Origin of the sequence: Flagellimonas alvinocaridis, from assembly GCF_004916895.1 — a bacterium.
Classification (GTDB): domain Bacteria; phylum Bacteroidota; class Bacteroidia; order Flavobacteriales; family Flavobacteriaceae; genus Flagellimonas; species Flagellimonas alvinocaridis.
On sequence record NZ_SNTZ01000029.1, the window covers coordinates 1 to 1,670 of the forward strand.

1 protein-coding gene is annotated in these 1,670 nt (G+C 55.0%); it reads left to right on the forward strand.

Annotated features, from left to right (window positions below):
- Positions 1–1,670 (forward strand): beta strand repeat-containing protein (locus tag EZV76_RS17125; protein ID WP_161594439.1); only part of this gene is annotated, 1,670 nt, incomplete at both ends.

Sequence of the window (1,670 nt, forward strand, 5' to 3'; positions counted from 1 at the left end):
ACCGGCGACCCCTATATCGTGAACAGCACCTTCACCGAAGTGGACGGCAGCATCACCAACGAGATACAAAATTTGGCGAGCGTGCTGGGAGAGGGCAACAGCGCGGGTACCTCGATCACCAATGTGACGGACCCGACGAACGCGCAGGACGCCGCCACGAAGAACTACGTGGACACACAGATCACGGCCAACACGGCCGATGGCTCGGAGACCATCGTGAACGCCGGCACGGACATCAGTGTGAGCGGCACAGGTACCACTGGCGACCCCTATGTGGTGAACAGCACCTTCACCGAAGTGGACGGCAGCGTGACCAATGAGATCAATACCCGCTTCGAGGTGAGTGGGGCGAACCTAGAGATAGAGGACAGCAACGGTACACTACAGGTACCTTTGGCCAACTTGGGCAGCGACGACCAGACCTTGTCGGAGGTGCTCTCCGAGGGCAACAGCGCGGGGACCTCGATCACCAATGTGACGGACCCGACCAATGCCCAGGATGCGGCCACGAAGAACTACGTGGACACACAGATCACGGCCAACGCGGCCGATGGCTCGGAGACCATCGTGAACGCCGGCACGGACATCAGTGTGAGCGGCACAGGCACCACTGGCGACCCCTATATCGTGAACAGCACCTTCACCGAAGTGGACGGCAGCGTGACCAATGAGATCAATACCCGCTTCGAGGTAAGTGGGGCGAACCTAGAGATAGAGGACAGCAACGGTACCCTTCAGGTACCCTTGGCAGACATAGGCAGTGACGACCAGACCTTATCGGAGGTACTCTCCGAGGGCAACAGCGCGGGCACATCCATAACGAACGTTACGGACCCGACCAATGCGCAGGACGCGGCCACGAAGAACTATGTTGACACGCAGATCACGGCCAACGCGGCCGATGGTTCGGAGACCATTGTCAACGCCGGTACGGACATCAGTGTGAGCGGCACAGGCACCACAGGCGACCCCTATATCGTGAACAGCACCTTTGTGGAGTCACAAGAAGCTATTGACATCCCATATGACCCAAGTACAACAACATTGACTTCTGGGAACGTTCAGAATGTAATAGAAGAACTAAAAGCAGAAGTTGATGCTTTTGCAGCGACTTCTGGTCAAACAAATACAGCTTCAAATGTTGGAACTGGAGGAGTTGGAACATTTGCGAGGAAGACCGGTGCTGATCTTGAATTTAAAAATATTAATGCGGGGTCTAATAAAATTACGATAACGGATGATGTTGCTAATGATGAGATTGACATTGATATCAATGAAGCTAACATAACAATTACTGAAAGTCAGATATCTGATTTGAGCCATACTGTGGATACGGACGACCAGACCTTATCGGAAGTGCTTTCCGAGGGCAACAGCGCGGGCACATCCATAACGAACGTGACGGACCCGACCAACGCGCAGGACGCSGCCACGAAGAACTATGTTGACACACAGATCACGGCCAACGCGGCCGATGGATCTGAGACCATAGTCAACGCCGGTACGGACATCAGTGTGAGCGGCACAGGCACCACYGGCGACCCCTATATCGTGAACAGCACCTTCACCGAAGTGGACGGCAGCATCACCAACGAGATACAAAATTTGGCGAGCGTGCTGGGAGAGGGCAACAGCGCGGGTACCTCGATCACCAATGTGACGGACCCGAC